The sequence below is a fragment of the Candidatus Thermodiscus eudorianus genome (assembly GCA_015521085.1).
GTDB classification, from domain to species: Archaea; Thermoproteota; Thermoprotei_A; order Sulfolobales; family Acidilobaceae; genus Thermodiscus; species Thermodiscus eudorianus.
In genome coordinates this window covers 175,716-196,177 of record WAOW01000006.1, presented here as the reverse complement: position 1 = coordinate 196,177, position 20,462 = coordinate 175,716, and the positions used below count along the sequence as shown (strand labels likewise).

Here is a 20,462-nt window from a genome sequence, read left to right as displayed (position 1 = left end):
GCCGTATATTATTAGGTGACTCGGTGTTTAGGGGGTAAGGCTTCGATAAACGCCGGGATTACCCGGGTGCTACAAGGGTAAACCAGTATATTAGGCCGGAGAAAAAAAAGATGGGAAAAGAGGGTCTTTCATGCCTTCTCGGAACTACTCGGGCAGGACCTCCTTGCCCATTGTAGTATTCACAATTATCGCAGCTGAAGTGTAGACCGCTGATAGGCCCGTGAGCACGCCCCATGCGCCCGCGATCTTCAATACGGTCTCGGAGTATTGTGCAGCGGCTAGTATGAAGAATAGTATGGTCAGTAGCGTCAGCACAACTGTGACGGCCCTAGCCTTAAGGGCATAGGCCCCCACAGCCATGTATAGCGTGAATATACCCCACAGGACCATCCAGGTAGCGAACTCGCCTGGAGAGACCTCCGGGTATATGCCTGTTGCCTCCAAGACCGTTAGGAGCGAGAGGCCAAGCCAGAAGAGTCCATAGGAGGTGAACGCGGTCCCGCCGAAGACATTGTTCCTCCTGAAATCTATGATCCCGGCTATCACCTGGGCCAGACCACCGTACATGAATCCATACGCCAGGGTGTAGCTGGCTGTCGGTATGACTCCTAAGTTGTGTAGGCTTAAGGCGGTAGTTGTTAAGCCGAACCCGGCGAGACCCAGGGCGGCGGGATTACCCCACTCTCCATTACCAGCCATCTAGGCCACCCTGAGGGCGTCACTCCTTCATCAACTTCTTGAACTCCTCTACCGCTCTCCTCAGCTCCTCTACAGCCGTCGGGTCCTCTAGCGTGCTAGTGTCGCCGACGGGCCTACCCTCTAGCAGGGCGATCAGTATCCTCCTCATTATCTTCCCGCTCCTAGTCTTAGGTAGCTTCTTCACGAAGAGTATCTTCGCTGGCACGGCGATGGGTCCAACCAGGTTTCTCACCACGTTCTTCAACTCCTCTTCAAGCTCTGGCGATGGAGTGTATCCCTCCCTCAGCACCACCGCTGCTACGGGCACCTGCCCCTTGACGGGGTCAGGAGCGCCTACCACGGCTGCCTCGCTCACGGCGGGGTGAGTTAGCAGCGCGTCTTCCAGCTCTATGGTGCCCAGCCTGTGGCCTGCAACGTTCATGACCTCGTCGGCCCTGCCCAGCAGCCAGAAGTATCCCTCCTCGTCGCGTACAGCATAGTCGGCTGGGTAGTAGATCCATATCCCCTTGTCGGGCTTGCTGAACATCGACCAGTACGTCCTCACATACCGGTCCGGGTCGCCCCATATGCCAATGAGCATTCCCGGCCACGGCTCTTTGATGACCAGTAGCCCCTTCTCACCAGGCGACGCCTGGCTTCCATCGGGCCTGTATACGTCCGCCACAATACCCGGCAGTGGGAACGTGGCGCTTCCTGGCTTCAAGGGCACGATGCTTATCCCGGGCGCTGGCGATATCATGGCGGCCCCGGTCTCGGTTTGCCACCACGTGTCTACGATGGGTGCCTTCTCCTTCCCAATCTTCTTGTGATACCATAGCCATACCTCCGGGTTTATCGGTTCTCCTACCGTGCCGAGGATCCGTAGGCTCCCTAGATCGTGCTTCTCGACCCACTCGTCCCCGTACTTCCTCAGGAGTCTTAGTAGCGTTGGACTCGTGTAGAATGTTGTCACATCGTATTTGTCGACTAGCTCCCATATCCTGTCGGGTGCCGGGTAGTTGGGTGCTCCCTCGTACATGACCTGGGTTACCCCGTTCATTAGGGGGCCGTAGACTATGTAGGTGTGTCCTGTTATCCATCCTATGTCGGCGGCGCACCAGAAGACGTCGCCTGGACGCGGGTCCCAGTTCCACTTGAAGACGTTGTACACGTATACCTGGTAGCCGCCTACACTGTGCATTATGCCCTTAGGCTTCCCGGTGGTCCCGCTCGTGTATAGGATGAATAGCACGTCCGTCGCATTCCTCTCCACAGGCTTCACATAGGCCTTGTCAGGAGCCTCTTTTACTAGATCATGGTACCATACATCCCTCTGCTCGTGCCATGGTATGTCTATCCCGGCCCTCTTGATCACTATAGTCTTCTCTACAACCACGCCCTGGTCGGCTGCGAGCTTGACCGCCGTGTCTGCATTCTCCTTGAGGTTTATCACTTTACCCCTCCTGTAGAAGCCGTCGACTGTTATCAGGACCTTGGCCTTCGCGTCGATGATCCTATCGGCTAGGGCCTGTGGGCTGAAGCCGGAGAACACGACGCTGTGTATGGCGCCTAGCCTCGTCACTGCTAGCATAGATATGGGGAGTTCCGGTATCATGGGCAGGTATATTGTTACGGTGTCGTTCTCCTTTATCTTGACGAGTTCCCTTAGGGCCCAGGCGAACCTGTTGACCTCCCAGAAGAGTTCTCTATAGGATATGACCCGTGTATCGCCGGGCTCGCCCTCCCAGTAGTAGGCGACTTTGTTGAACACGTCTGTCCCAATCCACCTGTCTAGGGCATTTAGGTTGATGTTGGTTTTCGCTCCGACAAACCACTTGTAGAAGGGGGCGTTCGACCGGTCCAGTACCTTGTCCCAGGTCCTGTACCATTGGAGTTCCCTGGCTTGTTTGTCCCAGAATTCCTCTATGTCTTCCACGCTTTTCCTGTAGAAGTCTAGGTAGGCCTCTTTGCTGGGGTAGTATTTCTCCTCGAAGGGTAGTGTTTCCTGAGTCAAGAATCCCACCCTTGACACTCTGTCAATATATTTAAGTATTCCTAACAGGTATTTATATTTTACTAAAAATATTGTTTATTAATGTTATATTAATATTTGAATGTCCTTAATAAAAATAAAATAGAATAAAATAATCATGACGAAATATAAACCCTAGCAGACTCAAATTACACGAGAGCGGATTCAACAATGCTGCCCAGGTGCATAATAGACGCTCACGTACACCTACCGATACAACCAAAGCTAACCCCCAGGCAACTAGTATCAAGGCTCAGGGAACACGGAATAGGAGGAGCAGTCATACTAGGAGTCCCATCTGTAAAAGAAATCCTGCAGCACATCGACATAACACACATCGAGAAGGAATACGGTAGGATAGAATACCTCATCGAGAGATACGCCAGCGATATAAAAGAGTCCCTTACACCGGAAGCCCTCTACCTCAACGTCGTAAACCTACTAGCAAGCTACGGAGAGCTATGCGAGTTCGAGCCAAGCGGAGAGAACTATGCTATACTAGCCGCGGCCAATCTAGCAATGGACCCCGAGAGACTAGCAGACCGGCTTGAAGCGCTAGCCAGCCTAGGCTTCCGGGGATTCAAGGTACTATCTACCCTCTTCTTCAAGTTCCTAGACGACGAGACAGTCGAGACAGTATTCGAGGTCGCAGACTCCAAGGGATTACCCGTGGTAGTCCACACCGGGTGCGACCCAGGCATATGGGAGCTACCAAAATACTGTAAATACGGGGACCCCTCAAGGCTCGACTCCATACTATCCAGGCATAGGGACGTGGTAACAGTGCTAGCCCACCTGGGGGGCTATAGCGCTATAGCCCCAGGGGTATTCACCCAGGAGGCAGTGCACCTAGCCAACAAATACGAGAGAGTATACCTCGACACCTCAGCGGTCCCACCACACCTAGCAGGCTCAGCCGCGAAGACTCTATCCACAAACAAGCTAATATTCGGCTCAGACTACCCGGTAATAGACAACGACGACATAAGACTATTCGCACTCCAAGTAGCAAGGGCTCTCCGGGCAGCAGGCTACAAGGCCAGGGATATCGAGGCCACATTCCACGGCTTCGCAGAGGAGATATTCGGTGTAAGGTGTAGCGGCGATGGACTGTAGGAGCCTCCACATAGAGGTGCCACACCCCAAGCTAGGCACCATCATAGCCCGTAGACCCTCGCCCTTCGATAAGCCCAAGGTCGAAGAGTTCCTGAAGAGGATGTCGGAGGAATCGATATACCACAGGTTCTTCAGGCTGATAAAGGACTTCGGCGAGATAATCGATAAAATGCTCGGAGGGAAGGACACGCTATTCTGCATAGCAATCGAATACAAGGGTAGCATAATAGGGTGTAGCGAGGTCTATAAGACGACCTGGCCAGACGTGGGAGAACCAGCGGTAGCGGTGCTAGACGACTTCCAGGGAATGGGGCTAGGCCGCCTGCTAGTAAACCTAGCTGGCTACTGTGCGCTACAATACGGTATAAAGAAGTTCAGGGCATATGTATTCAAGGACAACGTACCTGCACTGCGACTGACAAAATACCTGTCCCCGAGGATAATAGATGATCTAGGCGACTCGTACCTAATCGAAATGGACCTGGAGGCGGCGAGGGACAAGATTGCAGAAGTTCTATCCAAATACAATATACGCCTCCCATGACCCCGACTACCTCAACAGTCACAGCGAACCCAGGAAACTCTTTAAACGGCCAGGGAACCCCCATTAAATAATCGATGGATAGCCGGGTCGTCTAGCGGCCAAGGATGCGGGGCTTTGGATAACGGCTCCCCTGGCTGGGGGGTCGTTAGGGGATCCCCCGTGACCGGGGTTCGAATCCCCGCCCGGCTACCACCAAAACCACTCTATGCTCCTCCATAGTAGTTAGTCAGGAATATGCCGGCGACAGCCATCACACCCGCTATGAGGTGTACAGCGCTGGGCTCCTCCATAGCCTCGCCACGGAGCACATACGAGAACAGGAGCGTGAAGAGCGGGAACAAGGAGATTATAACGGATGCCTTAGCGACCCAGGTCAGGTTTAGAGCCTGGTAGCGGGATAACTGGGCTAACGCCACGATAACGCCGGCGGCAACCATGTACAATAACTCCCTACGCGGCATAATGCCCGGACGTAGAGGGCCTCTCTCTAGCAGTAGGGCAACTGGTAAGGCACTGGTATAGGATATGGCGACCCCGGTTAAGGGGTCGGCGTTCAGGTAGCCAGCCGCGCTCCTAACTAATATGGCGGTTATAGCGAAGACCACAGTGGATCCTATCCCGGCTACTACGCCGATAGTGGTCTTGCTATTGTGCAATGGCTTTCCAGAGGGCCTAAATGATGCCAAGGAGACGGCTATCATTACCAAGACTATGCCAGTCATCTGTATAGCGCTTAGACTTTCCCCCAGTAATAACCAAGCCAGTATAGCGCTTACTATTACTGTAGGGCTCGCTAGTATAGAGGCGGTCGTGGCTCCTAGGCTGGTTATTGCTATATAGAAGAGGAGTCTACCCACTACGAAGTTAAGCAACCCAGCTAGGATAAAGTAGACCATCGCAGTTGAATCAACGCTCGTGGAACCCTTTGCGAGAGCGAAAAACCAGAGGAGAGGAGTCCCGACGAGGAGGCTTATCGACAGGTTCTCCAAGGGCTTTAACCGGACTGAGGCGGCCCTCACAAGGGCATCGCTGAGCCCGAAGAACAACCCGGCTAGCAGAGCAAACGCATAGCCTAGTGGTTCCCCGTCGAGCATCCCTAACAGTCCCCGAGCCGTCCCCCCATTTACACTCGTTGCAACCAACAGTAGAAGAGAACCTATATTATGACGACATCTACACCCAGGCCCTCAAGTACCTTCACCAGCCTCCTCCTAACCTCTGATCTAGCGGCCTTCTTCTGGACGAGAGCGGTAGCATGTGGCCGGGGCCAGTTGTTTTTCACCGCCTGGGCTATGACGTCCTCGTTCGCATCAGGTATGGCATACTTGGCTATTATATGGCCCATACAGTAGTCGCCGTCCAAGTGTATGCGCGTGAACTTCACGGGGTAGTGGGGCTCCCCGAAGCCAGCGGCAGGCTCGCAGTCCTCTATCTCCCCATCGATTACACGGGCCACGGCTCTAGCCATAGCCAGGCGAGCTCGTTCATCCCTCCACCTATCCGGGGTCGATCCAATCTCTATGAAGACTAGTGGTTTACTGGGCTTCGTCGGTCCGTGATGGGTGGCTTCCAGCGTGACTTCATACTCGTTTAGTAGCCCTAGCTTCTCGGCTTCACTCCTATACGCCCTAAGCAGAGCGCGTGACAGTGGTGGCGCTGCGATACTCAGCTTATAGGGTTCTCCACCGTACTCGGCTCTCCCTGTGGGATTACCGGTATGGTGTGTTGTGAGGCTTGGCCTCCCGCTGACGGCGCTGTGCCTGGATAGGATTATCACGGCGTCAGCCGAGGGATCTGGGGTCTCGTCTATGAAGTCGAAGTGTATGGTTTCCTCTCTGTATCCGCCCATGACTACTCCGTTGGACAGCTTGAAGCATTCTACTGCGTGGTTGCACTCGTATGGACTCCACTCGTAGAGCTGGAGTAGTTTCTCGGCCGCGCCCTTTCCAGCGGGATCGTTCACACTGTAGGCTATCGCAAGCCTCGGCTTCACCCGCTATACACCGTGAGGGAGGGGATGAGGGTCGGGGTATTAACCCTAGAAGGATGCGGGGAAAGAGGGTGTGTTATTGGGGCCGGGTTTGTCTTGTGGAGCAATACCTGTATGCCCCGTAGATTGTGAGTATTGTCTTGATGTCGCGTATCTCCCCTTTCAGGATACTCGATATAGATTCATCCAAGCTATATTCTACTACTCCACTGATGACCTCGTACTCCTCCGGGTTGGAACGAGTTGCTACCGGGTTTAACGCCAGGTAGATATGCATGTACTCGGTCGAGTAGCCAGGGCTGGTATAACCTTCTCCAAGCTTCACCAGCTTTGATGGGCTGAGGCCGGCCTCCTCCTCTAGCTCCCTCCTTGCAGCTTCCTCGGGGAGCTCGCCGTTATCGATTACTCCAGCGGGCGCCTCCAGGATCCACTCTCCTATCGCGGGCCTGTACTGCCGGAGGAGCGTTATCCTACAAGACTCTTCGTCCAGGGGTAGCACTGTGACGGAGCTGGGGAAGAGGACCCTGTCAACCCTCGACACCCTGCCGTTGGGCAGTGTCTCGATGTCTGAAACGAAGACCACACGTCTCCCACGGCACTCGACTCTCTCACGGCTGTCCACGGATTCCACCCCTGCCAAGCAGTTCATGGGCTCTAGCCAAATGGTCCGATGCAAGGGCTGCCAGTAGGTTTAACTCGCCGGCTAACACGGTTGCACCGATGATTTCGGCTAGCTTTAACGCGTTGACGCCCGGGGGCTCGCCTCCCCCGGCAACCCCCATTATAGAGAGAGCCTCTCTCTGAGTGGGCAGGCGTGTCCCGCCTCCGACAGTTCCTACTTCTAGGCTTGGCAGAGTGACGGATATGTAGAGGTCGCCCCTCCTGGGCTCGGTCCAGGTAAATGATAGGCTGGACTCCACCACCTGGGCCATATCCTGTCCCGTGGCTAGGAATATCGCCGCTATAATATTCGCCACGTGTGCGTTATAGCTCGGGCTACCCGCCACGGCGCTCCCCAGAAGATTCTTTGTCATGTTCACCACGTGTATCTCGTTGGCCGTCGCCTTTAACAGGCTCTCTACCACGTCCTTTTTAACCACCGCCTCTGCTATCGTGTACTTGCCCCTCCCGAGTAGCCTGTTTATGATGGCCGGCTTCTTATCGCTGCACAAGTTGCCGCTTACTGCGAGGCACTCGGCTTTCCCAGGGTATTCCTTCTCGATCCTCTTACAGATCCTATCGGTTGCTATCGTAGCCATATTCATGCCCATGGCGTCTCCGGTCTCGTATATGAAGCGGATCCAGACTAGGTTTCCAACGAGGAATGGCTTGTAGCCAGTTAGCCTCCCATGCCTAGTGGTCTCCCTCACGGCCTCTCTAAGCTTTTCCCAGTTCGAGTCGAGCCACTCAAGGAACCTCACCGCGTCGAGCACGCTATCGAATCGAAGGACGGGGGCTCTAGTCATTCCGTTACTTATGACCCTTACAGTCACGCCTCCACTCTCTGTCAGGGCCTTCACGCCACGTGAGACGCTTGCGACAAGGGCTCCCTCGGTGGTCGCTAGGGGCACGTAGAATTCTCCCTTCGCGTATTCTCCCTTCACTAGCAACGGCCCAACTACTCCCACTGGGACTTGCACGGCGCCGATAGGGTTCTCTATGTTCCTACCGTAGAGTTCCGAGAAGTCTAGTATGGTGCTTGCTATCGAGGATAGGTGTACGCCGAGCTTTCTCTCTAGAAAGAGCCTCCGGGCTAGGGCGGCTAGGTTCGGGTTACCGAGCACTTGCTCTAGCCTGGATAGGCTTATCTCTCCCCTGGCCAGCTTTTCTATTACCTCGTCGAGTCCGTCGCTCATTAGCCTGTCCCCAGGACAGGTCTAAACTTCACGCCGTAGAGTATAACACCGTTATCGCCGTCCTCCCTTATCCTCCTAATAGCGGCTTCAACCTCCATACCAGTCCTCAGCTCGCCGGGATCCGCGTCGGTTATCTCAGTGACTATGCGGATACCGCCGTTGAGCTTGACTAGACCAACTATCACCGGGGCTTGGAGCCTGTTATCGCCCGGAACACTGTAGACTACAGTGTAGCTCTCCAGCACTCCCCTCCTCGGCAGAGGGACCCTCTTGAGGTTTACTGAACCGCAGTAGGGGCAAGAGTTTCTCGGTGGATAGTGTATCTTGCCACACTCCTCGCATACAGCCCCCTCTAGCCTATACCGGGGAATCCTCTTCCTCCACCACCTAGACAGGACCATTACACACCACCTCCTAGACTCTCTCCAATACGCCTATCCGGGCGGAAGAGCCATGGCCGTTGACTCCAACCACTAGGCCCTTCTCGGCCCCGCTTCTAGTGACTCCAGGGAACTCTCCGGCTAGTTGGAGCGCTGTCTCAGCGATCATGTATACTCCGGTGGCGCCGATAGGGTTGCCCCGGGACTTAAGCCCTCCGCTCGGGTTGACCAGGGGTCCCTCTCCGTTGATGCTGAAGTATCCTTGCTTTACTAGTTCAGCCGCCTTCCCCCTAGGTGCTAGGCCTAGAGCCTCCAGTAGAAGTATACCCATTATGGTGAAGTTGTCGTGAACCTCTACTACGTCGAAGTCTTCCGGCTTTAGATCTAGTTCGTGTACGAGCTTCTCGACGGCCTCAATCCTCAGCGGGTCTTCCCTCAACGCTATTGATTGAGCGCCGACCCCGGAGACTATGTTGGCTAGCCTAGCCAAATGGTCTCCTTGCTGGTCCTCGCACGACAACAGCACAGCAGCGGCACCGTCGCCCAATGGATACGCGTCGAGCAGTGTTATCGGCTCTGCAATGGGCATCGAGCTAGGGACCTTCTCAGGCTTTATGGCAAACCTAAGCATGGCATAGGGGTTCTCCTTGCCGTGCAAGTGCATCATGGCGGGCCAGTAGGCCAGCGTCTCCCTAGGCACGCCATACCTCTCCATGTAGATTCTCATTAATAGGGCGAGCGGCGTTGCATGGCCAATATTGTATACCGCGTCAGTCTCTGTATCGTAGAGCGCCTCAAGCATCCTATACGTTGGCCCACTTGGATACTCGGTTAGCTTATCAACTCCAACCACGAGAACCCTCTCGGCGGCGTGAGCCTGGAGGAGATTGTAGGCCACCTCGACGGCGGCCAATCCACTATTCTCCCCAGCCTCTACTGCGAGCGCTGACTTCACTGCAACCCCAAGCTCGCCCGCGATATAGGCTGCCAGATCCAGTTGCGGCGCTTGCTGGTATGATAGGCTTGAGGCTACAATCAGGTAGTCGATCGAGTCTATGTCGACGTCCTCCAAAGCCTTCCTAGCGGCCTCGAAGGCCAGATCCCTAACCCCCTTTTCGAAGTGCCTGTCAATCCTAGTCATCCCGACGCTAGTAACGTAAACCATAACGATCACCCCCTGGACAACATCACAAGTATCCTCCTATACCTGGTGTAGGTTGCGTAGTCGACCTCCTTACTCCTCTTGAGGTAGTCATCGATCCCAGGCGCTAGCCCCTGCCTCTCACTTATCTCGTCGGTTACAAGGATGCTGTAGGCATCGCTACCAGCCCCACTGCCGAAGGGCGCCACCAGGATCCTCTGGCCAGGCTTGGCCACATCCAGGACCCTGGCGAGGCCTAGCAACGCACTCGCGTTATAGGTATTCCCGATGAAGGGAGTCACAAGCCCCCTCTCCAGTTGTTTATCTGTGAACCCGAGGCGCTTTCCCACCCTAAGGGGGAACTTTCCATTAGGCTGGTGGAATATCGCGTAGTCGAAGTCCTCTGGCTTAAGCCCTGTCTTCTCGAAGAGGCCCTTGACGGCGTTTATTATATGGTGGAAGTAGGCTGGCTCACCTGTGAAGCCCTCTCCATGCCTCGGATAGGGTTTCTCGGCTCTCCTCCAGAAGTCCGGGGTGTCGGTTACATAGGTATAGGTCGCCTCGACGACTGCCGCTGACCCCTCGCTCGGGCCGACGATGAAGGCGGCTGCCCCGCTTGAGGCTGTGAATTCGAGTACATCCCCAGGCTCCGCCTGGGCGGTATCGCTGCCCACGGCTAGGGCGTATTTCACTATGCCGGAGGAGACTAGTCCCAGCGAGGCTTTAAGGCCCTCGCTACCAGCTCTGCAGGCGAATTCCAGGTCGCTGGCCATTGTAGCTGGCGTGGCCCCGATCATCTCTGCTATCAGGGTTGCAGAGGGTTTTACGGCATAAACCTTCGACTCGCTGCCGAAGAATACTGCTCCGATGAGCGAGGGATCTATCCGGGCCCTCAGTAATGCGTTGTATGCCGCTTCGAAGCCCATGGTCGTAGAGTCCTCGTCTGGGCCGTCGACTGACTTGTGGCTCACGTTCAAGCCCTTGTACTGTTGAGGAGGCCAACCCCAGGTCTCGGCTATCTTATCTACCGGGAGTCTGTATCTTGGGATGTAGCCTCCCCAGCCATGTATCCCGGCTCCTCCATGATATTCTCTTTGAATGTCGAAGTTCATCGTTGATCCCCACTGTTTCACTCCTCTTCTATGCCCCTGGTCCCATTAAAAGCGTTAAGCCAATCGACGATACTAATTTAGACAATAGTCTAAACCTCGTGGACTCCTCAGGGACTAAGTCTTGCTCAGGCCTAGGTATAGAGCCAATAGCCCCACGAACAGAATTAGCGCCAAGAGCGGTATGTGCTCGACGGCCAACTCGGCAAGGCCGCCCTCAGGCGTCACAACGCTCCTAGACACTCTTCCAGCGTTAAACATTGCTACAGCTGATATTAGGCAATAGGCGTATCCATTTCCCGTTGCTGAAAGATATAGGAGTCCAGCGTAGACTACAGCGTATATGAGGTTCTCCGCTATGAGGAAGAGGGGCAAGTCTGCGAGAAAGTTTATCGCCACATACCCGATAACCAGTAGTAATGTAGCCAGCCTAAAGAGAGCCACCAATATCGGCATACCCGGGCCCACCTATAAGAGGTGCGTTAAGGATGAAGCTTAAAGAGGCACTGTATGGAGTCGGCAGTATAGAATGCCCAGTAACCTACAATGAAAACGTGAGGAGGGCGGAACTCCCCGTAATCCTCCTACACGGCTTCAACTTCAACAGGAGAGTCTGGATAGAGACGGGGATAGCCGGGATACTAGACGCAAAGGGGATTCCCTCTCTCATGCCAGACATGCCGTATGGGAGGAAGACAGCCTGTACTAAGAGGACGAGGAACATAGACGTTAACGTAAAAGCCGTGAGAGAGGTCTCGAATATCGTGCCGGGTAGGAGACCACCCATTATAGTCGGCGCTAGTATTGGGGGACGGGTAGCTCTCTACTACGCGGCTCGATACCCTGTCAAGGGCCTACTCCTCGCGTCGCCAGCGGTAAAGGACGACGAGGAGATATGGGAGTATATCAAATTGATAAGGAGCCCAGTGGTCATACTACGTGGAGCCCGCGACTTCATACCCCTACGCATACATAGGAAGCTAGCCGAAAAGCTAAGGGCTCGCCTGGTGGTCTACGAAGGAGCGGGTCATGCGATGTATCTAAGCGACCCGGAGAGATTCGCCAGCGACGTCGAAGGATTCTATAGATCCCTTGTCAATAATGGATAACGCCTCCAGCGCCTTAGATTAAATAGCCCGGTTTCCAACGGGAGAGGTAGCGGGGATAATGTTGGATGAGGTAATCGACTATATCCTAGAAGCGTTTAAGAAGGCCGAAACCCTCGGGGCCGAGTTCGTTGATGCAAGACTCCAATCCTACGATTACGAGTTGATAGTATATGATAATGGTTTACTTAAAGAACACACCTACACCGCACGTAAGGGCCTGGGATTCAGGGTAATCTACAAGGGCGCAGTGGCCTACGGCTCCACGGCGAGGCTATCAAGGGAATCGATCATTGAGACTGTAGAGGAGACCGTAAGGGCGGCCAGGTCGCTATCAAACAACGTGGAGGAGAAAGTGCGGCTAGCAGATTATAAGGCCGTGCAGGCCAAGGCCCGTTCAAGCTACATAGTCGACCCATTCACTGTTGACTTGGAGAAGCTTGAGATAGCGGAGACGGCTAACAAGGTGGCGATGGAGGTCAAAGGCGTGGTGTCGGCCGTTACGAGGCTTGGAGTGCAACGGGATAGAAGGATAGTATTATCTAGCGAGGGCACGCACGTCGATGTAGAGACAGTCATGACCGGCATATCACAGGCATCGATAGCCAAGGGAGAGAAAGGCCTGGAATACGCGTCGGACTACGAATCCAGGGTGGCAGGCTTCGAATTCATAAGATCCATGGACTGGGAGGAGATGGCTAGAGAGACGTCAACGCTAGCCGTCGTAGCATCAAACGCCGACGTCCCAAAAGGCGGAGAATACGAGGCCGTATTGGAGCCCAGGGTAGTCGGCTTACTCCTCCACGAGGCGTTAGGCCACGCGAGCGAGGGCGACCTGGTGGCCAGCGGGTCTAGCGTTCTTGAGGGGAGGCTTGGATCGAGGATAGGCTCGGAGAAGGTGACTATATACGATGACGGCCTGGTACCGGGCGGATACTATGTCCCGTACGACGATGAAGGTGTTGAGAAAGAGAAGGTTATGGTCGTCGAGAATGGCGTGCTCAAGGGGCTCCTAGCCGATAGAGTGAACGCCTACAAGTTAGGCCTTAAACCGACCGGCAACGGGAGAGTCATGTACTACTCGAACCCCGTGATCGTGAGGCAAACCAACTACTATATGGAGCCAGGCGACTACTCGTTCGAGGAGTTGATAGAAGACATAGACTACGGCATATACACGACCGCTAAGGGGGCTAAAGGAGGCCAGGTGGACCCCGGCATGGGAACCTTCACATTCAGCGTAGGAGTCTCGTGGCTAATCGAGAAGGGAAAGCTCTCTAAGCCCCTCAGGGGGGTCAGCCTCACGGGCCAGATACTAGAGGTCCTATCGAGGATCGACGCCGTAGGGAGGGACTTCGAGGTCGAAACCAGCGTATTCGGTGGTTGTGGAAAGGGAGGACAGCTAGTCCGCGTAGGAACAGGTGGCCCCCACGTCAGGGTTAAGGGTATAGTGGTAGGAGGGAGGTGAAGACAATGCATGTAGACGTGGAAAAGCTACTCTCGCTTGCCAAGAGGCTCGGCGCCTCAGAGGCAGAGATCTACATAGTACGCAGCAAGTCCGTATCCGTGGAAGCCCGGCGTAGCGAGCTGGAACAGGCATCAATGGACGAGGTAACGCGTATAGGCGTGAGGACAGCGATCGGCAAGAAAGTAGGAGCCGCAGGAGGAGTCGCCGCATCCGAGAGCGACGCGGAGAAAATTATAGAGGAGGCTATAAAGATAGCCAGGACCGCGCCAGAGGACCCCAACTGGCCTGGATTCAACCCAAACGTCGGCGCAGCGCAGTATAAGCTGGATGTCTTCGACGAGCCAACGGCCAGCCTCTCCTCGGAAGACCTAGTAGAGCTACTCCTCGGCCAGTTGAAGATCGTGAAGGCTGAAGAGAACGTGGTCGCCTCCGAGGCTGGAGTAGAAGCCGGTATCGTGGAGGCTACATATACTAACACCGGCGGAGGCATCGTTGAGGGGAGGAGATCGTTCTTCAGCTATGGCATCGAGCTGAAGAAAACGGGATCCGAGGGGGAGGGCACCTTCTACGACTACTTCACCAAGGCAAGGCTAGAGCCGGACCGTGTCGAGACGACTACGCTGAACGCACTCAAGATGGTGTCAGAGGCCGTCAAGGCCAGGCCTATAGAGACTATCAGAGGAGACCTAGTCCTAACACCCGACGAGGCCAGTAGTATAATAGCTACATTGATATCGCCAGCTATCTCAGCGGAACAGGCCCAGAAGGGTAGGAGTCCTCTAAAGGATAGGTTGGGGGTCCAGGTGCTCGATAAGGGGATATCGATTATCGACGACCCCTTCCTACCATGGGAGCCGGGCTCTGCCACGTGGGACGACGAGGGTCACCCCACATCTAGGAAAGCCGTGTTCGAGGACGGCGTCTTCAAAACATTCCTATATGACTACTACGCCGCTTCAAGAGAGGGAAAGAGCTCCACCGGGAACGCGTCGAGGAGGATGCCATGGTCCACTCCGACACCAGCACCCGCAAACCTAGTCGTCAAAGTGAAAGACCGTGTAAGGAGCATTGATGATCTACTAGCCGAGATAGAAACCGGGATACTAGTGGTAAGGACCATCGGCTCGTGGATGTCGAACCCAGTTAACGGCCAGATAAACGCTACGATAAGCTTCGGCTTCCTAGTGTCCAAAGGATCTATAGAGAGGCCCGTAAAGGGCCTAGTCCTAACAGACAACATATACGAGGTGCTCGGACCGAGGTTCGTCAACGCGGGTGGAGAGCCCGAGTGTCGGGGAGGCGTGTGCACATCAGCACTCCACTCAAGGGAGGTCACCTTCTCCGGCAAGGGCTAACGTAAACCACCCTCCCCCCGACATAGACGACACCCCCTCCCCTACGCTTAAGAGCCTCCAAAAGCCTCTTAGCATAGCCACGCGACCCCGTGTATACGCGCTTCCTGTCAACAGGTTTCAAGCCCACGGGACCCTCGACGGCTACTATAGTCACACTGACACCGGCCTGGCTACACATGAGCTTAGCTATCTCCACTAGGTCATTCTCAATCTCCTCGGGTCTTGTAACCGGGAGTTCTAGTAGGGCCTCCTCTGTGCCTCTCTCCCAGTCGAGACCATGTATCACGACTGCATGGCGCCTACGCACTAGATCCTCAACCAGGTTCGAAAGGAGCCCTGTCGCCTCGTTGGGCTTGTATTCGTTCCAGCCGCGTTCCATCATAACCTCTTCCATGGCGTCTATGTCTATCAAGATAATGGTGCCTTGTACCGCGAGTCTATGGGCGGTGGTCGGTGTGAGACTAGGCTCTTCACTCGCCCCAGCGTCCTTGGCTGCTCGCTTCTTCATGCCACCGCCCATATAGGATATATCCTTGTCTCTGCGAGGTTTTATAGTGACGCTCACCATCCCTACCCGGTCAGGGGAATTTATACGCGGAGTCAATACGCCTTTTAAATATCTCGCCGTCACAGTTTAAAAGGAGGTGCCGGTATTGAGCGAGAAGGTAAGAGGAGAAGCTCTTCCTAAACCAGAATCCAAGATCGAGAACATAGTCGCCACGGTGATCCTAGACCAGAACCTCGATCTAAACCTAATAGAAGCCCGTATACCAGACGTAGACTACAATCCAGACACCTTCCCAGGCCTAGTCTATAGGCTAGGCACTCCAAAAGTGACGGCTCTTATATTCAAGTCGGGTAAAATGGTTGTGACGGGGGCCAAGAGCATATCGGAGCTCGTGCTAGCCGTCAAGAAGATCATCAAGAGCCTCAGAGACTCGGGGATAGAGATCGTCGGGAAGCCCAGGCTCCAGATACAGAACATAGTGGCCAGCGCGAACCTACACGTCTACATTGATCTCGACAAGGCCGCATTCGTCCTCGAAAGAAGCATGTACGAGCCCGAACAGTTCCCAGGCCTAATCTACAGGATGAACGACCCCAGAGTCGTACTGTTGATATTCAGTAGTGGAAAGATGGTCATAACCGGTGCTAAGAAGGAGGAAGACGTGAAGCGTGCAGTCGAGAACATATACAAGACCCTGAAGGAGGCTGGATGCATACTGGGGCCAGCCGATTAGACCCCAAAGCTTTATCCATGGAGACTCCTTAACAATAGATACAGGCCGCAACGAGACACGCTACGGTCCCAATGAACTATAGGCCGGGAATACCGAGCCGTGGGAGTGCAATGAGGAGCAGTGCTGAGCGCTGAGGGACCCGCTAGGCCAGAAAGAGCTCCTCCAACAGTGACAGCCTTACAAGGGGCATGAGACCAGTCTCCTCATCGACAATAACGGGCACCGCGTCTTTCACAACACCCCTTTCCCTTATAACCGGGCTGAGATACGAGGATCTATCCGTTGAGACGACATTACCGACCTGATAGCTTCCGGACGGAGGCAGTACCAGCGCCTGGCCCCCGCCCTCCAAGGGCACCATTAGGAAGACCGGGAACTTAGATCTACCCCCGCCAACCGATACTGTTATCGCTGGATGCTCGTGGCCCATTATGACTAGCTCGTAGTCCTGGTCGATCCTCTTATGGCCGTGGGCTACGATTACCCCCCTACCCAGGTCCAGTAGGGGCTCGACGACTTCGACACCGAGGGGCGCCAGCACGTTCTTAACATAATTATCGTGATTGCCCCTGACGACCACCAGCTCCCTGAAGCCAAGGCTCTCAACACTCCTAACGAACTTGACGAGCTCTATACGCTCCTGCCTAGTCAGGGTATGGAAGGCGTGCTTCATATCCCCGGCCACGGCGAGCCGGGCCCCGGGCTTAACCGTTGAGAGGCTTTCGAGTAGGCGTATGGCGTTCCTCAACTGCACGCGCGGTAAGAACACCCCGGTAGAAGCCATAGCCTCTTCGAAGCCCAGGTGTAAATCAGCAATCACGAACATGTCTAGCCACTCGACGTATACTGCAGGGTAGCCTCTAACCAGCAAGACCCCCTTCTCGCCAGCACCACCTAGCCTCTCCAAACCACTATCCAGCAAAACAAACCCCAGGGTAACTCCATTGTATCCTAGAGGGTAATTATCTAGTGGATATGGAGGGGCTAGGAGCCCTAGTCTACTGTGGCGGGCCCGCCGGGATTTGAACCCGGGACCTACGGGTGTCTCCCCCACTAGTGAGGGAGGGACCCCCTCCACTGCTAAGAGCCCGCCGCTCTACCAGGCTGAGCTACGGGCCCATCCGCCAGTCTCGTCTAACCCGTTGTTATTGGCTATAAAGGTTTCCATCTGCGGGCTGGCGCATAGGCTACCGCCACCTAAACCCCCCATATATCTAGGCCCTCTACAGACAACACGGGGAAGGGTTTGATTGGAGCCGGGGAGGCTGGAAGGCAGTCCGGTGTCGGCTAGGTTCCTCGTGGACCTAAGCAGGGCTATACTAGCCTCGGAGGCCAATAGGAGGCCGACTATATTCAAGTGGTGGGGGAGGAGGCCTAGGATACTAGTGAGGGGCTTCCTGGCTCTGCTAGCTGGGGTAGACGAGGAAACGGCTATAGAGGCGGCCAGGGGGAGCCCGGAGGCCGTTGGAGTAGTCCGGAAAAGGGCTCTGGGCACGAAGCTGATAGATCCCTTCTCGGGCTCGGGCCTCATACCGCTCGAAGCTGCTCGCCTGGGATACGAGGCCGTTGGACAGGATGTGAACCCGTATGCGGTTGCCATTAGCAGGGCCCTATCCGACCTGTGCACGGGCGGTTGCATGGCCAAAACAGCCTGCTTGAAGCGAGCCCTAGAACAGGCCTGGCCCGCGATAAGGGGCCTCTGGTGCAATGGGGTAGAGTGCATTATACATGCATTACTCGCCAGGTGCCCCCCCTGTACTGCTCCTAGGTGGGTTTCGAGCAAGAGAAGGGGGTCTAGACCGGTTAAGGCACTGGTTATAGGTGATGACGGCGGCCTCTACTGGACTAACCCCTCAGACCTCTCGCCCGATGACCCAGTAATCAGCCTCCCTCCGAGCCTTCCCCGAGAGGCCGAGGACTATATTGTATATGCGATCGAGGTCCTAGGCCCCGGTAAGAGGAGAAGGTGGATATCGCTCATCGGCTCCTCGACAGAGGCATTGAGGTGGAGGAGATACCTGGAAGAGACTAGTAAGATCGCCGAGAGGATCTCTAATTCCATAGGGGGTGTGCGGATCCCGCTCATGGAAGAGACCCGCAGGCTATACAGGCGTAACAGGATGACAACCGACAGGCTATACACGTGGAGGCAGAACGCCACCTACCGCTACTTCCTAAACAGGGCCTCCACCTGTACCAGGGAAGCCGAGCTGCTGGTGGCGACAGCCTCGCTCTCCACAAGCCTCCTGGCACTCTACTACCAGCCCATGGCCAAGGTCAACCCAGGCATGGTAGTCAAAAGCTATTGGGTCCCACGTAACCCCGTCGAGCTCAACCCATTCTCCCACGACAGAATGCCGTATCCCCCAGGGGGAGATCCACGCCCCGTGGGTAGGGGGACTTTCATATCACTCCTAAACTCCTATACATCCTCCTGTGGAGCCGGTGACGAGTGCAGCGAGCCGCCCTCGTTCTTCGAAGGCGACTCAAGGGTGAGGCAGCCCGGGCACGGCTACCACATAGTGGCGACCGACCCCCCATATCCCGGCCTCCACACGTATAGGGATATGAGCCTCTTCTACGCCCACGCCAGGCACCTAGCGGGCGAGGAGGCATCGCTGGACTGGTCTGAGATAGACACGAGGGACCACGAATCCTATAGGAGGGGCGTGGTGGGGTCCCTCAGGATATCGCTCTCCCAGAGCTCCGATAACGCGGTCCTCCTCCTCTTCATCTCAAGCCCCTCGGTAGAGGGTCTATCGCTCATAGCGGATATCCTGTCTGAGATAGAAGACGCGGGAGCCGGGATAATATCGGTACTACCAGTCGTTGGAGAGGCTAGAGGCGTCTTCGGCAGGGCCATGAGCAAGCTCGTCTACGTGGTCCTAGCCAGGAAGGGCTCCAAGACCTCGGGCGAAGCACTAGAACCCCTCAAATGGACGTGGAGGATCGTCAGGTCAACCGGGCTATCAGAGAGGGAGGCCGAGTATGGGACAAGGCTCTCCAGGATATTCCAGGAACTGCTATCAGTCAAGCTAAGGATTAGCTGACCCGAGGGACCCTATCCACTCAAAGAAGCGCTCAGGCTCAATAATATCAACCCCCTCAGCCGGGTCGACGACCTCGGTCACGGCAGGGGAGGGTCCCTCAACGCCACAGTTACGAGCCGCAATCCCCGCGACCCCGAGCGCAGCGGTATCCGGGTCAATAGTCCTCTCCACGTTACGTCCCAAGTAGGAGGCAGTTAGAGAGACGAGCCCATGGAGCCTGGATAACCCTCCAGTAACCACCACTCTAACCCTGCCTGGGCTGGCCGGCGAGAGCAGTCTTACCTGGAAAGCTATCGAGGCCGCTATAGAGTGGGCCACACCCTTGGCGATGTCTCTCAGCGTGTGGTGGGGCTCGATCCCGAGCACTCCGGCTAGGCCACTAGTCCTCCTGGGGTAGCGTAGCCCCCAGAAGAAGGGTAGTACCACGGGTGGTCTCCCGGCTTCACGGGATACCTCGTCTAGGATGTTGTAGCTCCCTCTGAAGAAGTTGTCTATGAACCATTCAACTGCCCTGCCAAGCCCGGTTATATAGCCTTCGAGGCCATAGATGGATGAGGCCCTGTCCCTATATATGACTAGGGGGACAAGGCCCCTGCCAGGCGACAACTCTAGCCGAGGCCCGGTTACCAGCGAGGCGAACAACCCGCTCCCCATCCCGACCCTGACGCATCCTGGCTCCAGGCACCCAGTGCCATGGTTAGTAGCCTGCTGATCGCCAATCACAACCCCCAGGGTGAATCCGCCAGCTTCCACGACCTCGTCGTGGTATAGCGTGTCGGGGATAGGGATCCTGGGCAGGCCGAGTAACCTGGCCACCAGCCAGAGAGGCCTCAAGTCTCTAGGATGCACAATACCCATCAACGCTTTATTCGACGGATCACTCTTGTAGCCACCAGTCAATGCCTCTACAAGGTAAGCGTCGATATTCCAGGCACGGAACCTCCCACTGGCTAGTCCCTCACGGAGATCCCTCCTCTCGCCCAGTAGGATGCGGAGCTTGACCATAGGGGACTCCGGCGAGAGAGTAGAGCCTAGTACCGGGAGCCTAGAAGCCGCTCTAGCCCTCAGGGGCAGGGTCCTGTAGAGTTCGAGGCTCCTCCTATCCATCCAGGTAACCACGTTAGTGACCTTACCGCCGCCTGCACGCCACACGACGACGCTACCCCGGTAGGTGGAGAGGCCTACACACCGGGCCCCAAGCCCCCTGGCAACGTCGAGTGCTTCGAGGACCCTAGCCCTAACAAGCTCTGGATCCTGCTCAACCACTCCCCCGCTCCTGAGGAACTCGTTAGCCCAGGACCTCCTCTCAACGAGCTCGTCTCCACGGTAGACGTCTAGCTTGATCCTGCTCGTACCGACATCTATCCCGGCCACCGCAGCGGGCATACAGCATCCC

At 55.6% G+C, this 20,462-nt stretch carries 20 protein-coding genes and 2 tRNA genes; 8 read left to right on the top strand and 14 right to left on the bottom strand.

What is annotated here, in order from left to right:
• Positions 1–144 precede the first annotated feature (144 nt).
• Both F7C38_06420 and acs read right to left on the bottom strand, forming a co-directional pair.
• Positions 145–699 (bottom strand): acetate uptake transporter, encoded by a 555-nt coding sequence (locus F7C38_06420; protein MCE4601182.1) that lies wholly within the window; start codon positions 697–699, stop codon positions 145–147.
• A 19-nt stretch (positions 700–718) separates the two neighbouring features.
• Positions 719–2,692 (bottom strand): acetate--CoA ligase, encoded by a 1,974-nt coding sequence (gene acs, locus F7C38_06415; protein MCE4601181.1) that lies wholly within the window; start codon positions 2,690–2,692, stop codon positions 719–721.
• 189 nt (positions 2,693–2,881) lie between these two features.
• On the opposite strand from acs, the gene F7C38_06410 reads away from it, so the two are divergent.
• The 3 genes from F7C38_06410 to F7C38_06400 all read left to right on the top strand — a co-directional run bounded on the left by F7C38_06410 (position 2,882) and on the right by F7C38_06400 (position 4,562).
• Positions 2,882–3,826 (top strand): amidohydrolase family protein, encoded by a 945-nt coding sequence (locus tag F7C38_06410; GenBank protein ID MCE4601180.1) that lies wholly within the window; start codon positions 2,882–2,884, stop codon positions 3,824–3,826.
• Positions 3,816–4,370: a GNAT family N-acetyltransferase gene (locus F7C38_06405; protein ID MCE4601179.1), complete on the top strand. Its 555-nt coding sequence runs from the start codon at positions 3,816–3,818 to the stop codon at positions 4,368–4,370. Before F7C38_06410 ends, F7C38_06405 begins: the two co-directional genes overlap by 11 nt.
• An 80-nt stretch (positions 4,371–4,450) precedes the next feature.
• A tRNA-Gln gene (locus tag F7C38_06400) sits at positions 4,451–4,562 on the top strand.
• 11 nt (positions 4,563–4,573) lie between these two features.
• Here the strand turns inward: F7C38_06400 and F7C38_06395 are convergent.
• The 8 genes from F7C38_06395 to F7C38_06360 all read right to left on the bottom strand — a co-directional run bounded on the left by F7C38_06395 (position 4,574) and on the right by F7C38_06360 (position 11,302).
• Entirely contained in the window at positions 4,574–5,464 is an 891-nt protein-coding gene (locus F7C38_06395) for a DMT family transporter (GenBank protein ID MCE4601178.1), read from the bottom strand.
• A 62-nt stretch (positions 5,465–5,526) separates the two neighbouring features.
• Positions 5,527–6,363, bottom strand: a complete 837-nt coding sequence (locus F7C38_06390; protein ID MCE4601177.1) for a D-aminoacyl-tRNA deacylase — start codon at positions 6,361–6,363, stop codon at positions 5,527–5,529.
• 73 nt (positions 6,364–6,436) lie between these two features.
• Complete coding sequence (locus F7C38_06385) at positions 6,437–6,982, bottom strand: NUDIX hydrolase (protein ID MCE4601176.1); 546 nt, start codon at positions 6,980–6,982, stop codon at positions 6,437–6,439.
• Entirely contained in the window at positions 6,969–8,216 is a 1,248-nt protein-coding gene (hmgA, locus tag F7C38_06380) for a hydroxymethylglutaryl-CoA reductase (NADPH) (GenBank protein ID MCE4601175.1), read from the bottom strand. Before hmgA ends, F7C38_06385 begins: the two co-directional genes overlap by 14 nt.
• Positions 8,216–8,617: a Zn-ribbon domain-containing OB-fold protein gene (locus F7C38_06375; protein ID MCE4601174.1), complete on the bottom strand. Its 402-nt coding sequence runs from the start codon at positions 8,615–8,617 to the stop codon at positions 8,216–8,218. The genes hmgA and F7C38_06375 overlap by 1 nt, the downstream gene beginning before the upstream one ends.
• Before the next feature lie 13 nt (positions 8,618–8,630).
• Positions 8,631–9,761, bottom strand: a complete 1,131-nt coding sequence (locus F7C38_06370) for a thiolase family protein (protein MCE4601173.1) — start codon at positions 9,759–9,761, stop codon at positions 8,631–8,633.
• A 5-nt stretch (positions 9,762–9,766) separates the two neighbouring features.
• Positions 9,767–10,849 (bottom strand): hydroxymethylglutaryl-CoA synthase, encoded by a 1,083-nt coding sequence (locus tag F7C38_06365; GenBank protein MCE4601172.1) that lies wholly within the window; start codon positions 10,847–10,849, stop codon positions 9,767–9,769.
• A gap of 114 nt (positions 10,850–10,963) precedes the next feature.
• A complete protein-coding gene (locus F7C38_06360; protein ID MCE4601171.1) occupies positions 10,964–11,302 on the bottom strand; it encodes a hypothetical protein in 339 nt (112 codons plus the stop codon).
• A 32-nt stretch (positions 11,303–11,334) separates the two neighbouring features.
• Here F7C38_06360 and F7C38_06355 point away from each other — a divergent pair, with 32 nt between their 5' ends.
• The 3 genes from F7C38_06355 (at position 11,335) to F7C38_06345 (ending at position 14,775) form a co-directional block, all read left to right on the top strand.
• Positions 11,335–11,955: an alpha/beta hydrolase gene (locus F7C38_06355; protein ID MCE4601170.1), complete on the top strand. Its 621-nt coding sequence runs from the start codon at positions 11,335–11,337 to the stop codon at positions 11,953–11,955.
• A 61-nt stretch (positions 11,956–12,016) separates the two neighbouring features.
• Positions 12,017–13,420 carry a TldD/PmbA family protein gene (locus tag F7C38_06350; protein ID MCE4601169.1) on the top strand — a complete coding sequence of 468 codons (1,404 nt, stop codon included), beginning with the start codon at positions 12,017–12,019 and terminating at the stop codon, positions 13,418–13,420.
• Positions 13,421–13,425: 5 nt separating this feature from the next.
• Positions 13,426–14,775 carry a TldD/PmbA family protein gene (locus F7C38_06345; GenBank protein ID MCE4601168.1) on the top strand — a complete coding sequence of 450 codons (1,350 nt, stop codon included), beginning with the start codon at positions 13,426–13,428 and terminating at the stop codon, positions 14,773–14,775.
• On the opposite strand, the gene F7C38_06340 is transcribed toward F7C38_06345, so the two are convergent.
• Positions 14,753–15,340, bottom strand: a complete 588-nt coding sequence (locus tag F7C38_06340) for a hypothetical protein (protein ID MCE4601167.1) — start codon at positions 15,338–15,340, stop codon at positions 14,753–14,755. The genes F7C38_06345 and F7C38_06340 overlap by 23 nt on opposite strands.
• An 88-nt stretch (positions 15,341–15,428) precedes the next feature.
• On the opposite strand from F7C38_06340, the gene F7C38_06335 reads away from it, so the two are divergent.
• Positions 15,429–16,016: a TATA-box-binding protein gene (locus tag F7C38_06335; protein ID MCE4601166.1), complete on the top strand. Its 588-nt coding sequence runs from the start codon at positions 15,429–15,431 to the stop codon at positions 16,014–16,016.
• A gap of 142 nt (positions 16,017–16,158) precedes the next feature.
• On the opposite strand, the gene F7C38_06330 is transcribed toward F7C38_06335, so the two are convergent.
• Positions 16,159–16,938 (bottom strand): metallophosphoesterase, encoded by a 780-nt coding sequence (locus F7C38_06330; GenBank protein MCE4601165.1) that lies wholly within the window; start codon positions 16,936–16,938, stop codon positions 16,159–16,161.
• 82 nt (positions 16,939–17,020) lie between these two features.
• Positions 17,021–17,135, bottom strand: a tRNA-Lys gene (locus tag F7C38_06325).
• 131 nt (positions 17,136–17,266) lie between these two features.
• On the opposite strand from F7C38_06325, the gene F7C38_06320 reads away from it, so the two are divergent.
• Entirely contained in the window at positions 17,267–19,066 is a 1,800-nt protein-coding gene (locus F7C38_06320; protein MCE4601164.1) for a hypothetical protein, read from the top strand.
• Here F7C38_06320 and F7C38_06315 read toward each other — a convergent pair.
• Complete coding sequence (locus F7C38_06315) at positions 19,052–20,452, bottom strand: hypothetical protein (GenBank protein MCE4601163.1); 1,401 nt, start codon at positions 20,450–20,452, stop codon at positions 19,052–19,054. The genes F7C38_06320 and F7C38_06315 overlap by 15 nt on opposite strands.
• Positions 20,453–20,462: the final 10 nt, after the last annotated feature.

What these genes read in the sequence shown, in the direction of transcription:
- F7C38_06420 (MCE4601182.1), bottom strand. Translation starts at nt 699, where the DNA reads ATGGCTGGTAATGGAGAGTGGGGTAATCCCGCCGCCCTGGGTCTCGCC.
- F7C38_06410 (MCE4601180.1), top strand. Translation starts at nt 2,882, where the DNA reads ATGCTGCCCAGGTGCATAATAGACGCTCACGTACACCTACCGATACAA.
- F7C38_06405 (MCE4601179.1), top strand. Translation starts at nt 3,816, where the DNA reads ATGGACTGTAGGAGCCTCCACATAGAGGTGCCACACCCCAAGCTAGGC.
- F7C38_06395 (MCE4601178.1), bottom strand. Translation starts at nt 5,464, where the DNA reads ATGCTCGACGGGGAACCACTAGGCTATGCGTTTGCTCTGCTAGCCGGG.
- hmgA (MCE4601175.1), bottom strand. Translation starts at nt 8,216, where the DNA reads ATGAGCGACGGACTCGACGAGGTAATAGAAAAGCTGGCCAGGGGAGAG.
- F7C38_06375 (MCE4601174.1), bottom strand. Translation starts at nt 8,617, where the DNA reads ATGGTCCTGTCTAGGTGGTGGAGGAAGAGGATTCCCCGGTATAGGCTA.
- F7C38_06370 (MCE4601173.1), bottom strand. Translation starts at nt 9,761, where the DNA reads ATGGTTTACGTTACTAGCGTCGGGATGACTAGGATTGACAGGCACTTC.
- F7C38_06365 (MCE4601172.1), bottom strand. Translation starts at nt 10,849, where the DNA reads ATGAACTTCGACATTCAAAGAGAATATCATGGAGGAGCCGGGATACAT.
- F7C38_06360 (MCE4601171.1), bottom strand. Translation starts at nt 11,302, where the DNA reads ATGCCGATATTGGTGGCTCTCTTTAGGCTGGCTACATTACTACTGGTT.
- F7C38_06355 (MCE4601170.1), top strand. Translation starts at nt 11,335, where the DNA reads ATGAAGCTTAAAGAGGCACTGTATGGAGTCGGCAGTATAGAATGCCCA.
- F7C38_06345 (MCE4601168.1), top strand. Translation starts at nt 13,426, where the DNA reads ATGCATGTAGACGTGGAAAAGCTACTCTCGCTTGCCAAGAGGCTCGGC.
- F7C38_06315 (MCE4601163.1), bottom strand. Translation starts at nt 20,452, where the DNA reads ATGCCCGCTGCGGTGGCCGGGATAGATGTCGGTACGAGCAGGATCAAG.